Here is a 203-nt window from a genome sequence, read left to right as displayed (position 1 = left end):
CCATGCTGGTCATCGTGGAAGACGGGGATGTTCATGCGCTCGCGCAGCTTCTGCTCGATGTAGAAGCACTCGGGCGCCTTGATGTCTTCGAGGTTCACGCCACCGATGGTCGGTTCCAGCGCGGCCACGATCTCGACGATCTTGTCCGGGTCGTGCGCATCGAGCTCGATGTCGAACACGTCGATGCCGGCGAACTTCTTGAA

Annotated in this window: 1 pseudogene; it reads right to left on the bottom strand. The window is 60.1% G+C overall.

Annotated elements, in window-relative coordinates:
• Window positions 1-203 (bottom strand): annotated as a pseudogene (locus OR16_RS39365) (hypothetical protein); the annotation flags it as partial.

This window comes from Cupriavidus basilensis OR16 (assembly GCF_000243095.1).
In the GTDB taxonomy this organism is placed as follows: Bacteria; Pseudomonadota; Gammaproteobacteria; order Burkholderiales; family Burkholderiaceae; genus Cupriavidus; species Cupriavidus basilensis_D.
Note: the sequence above shows the minus strand (reverse complement) of the source record. Positions and strands in the feature narration are given on the sequence as shown.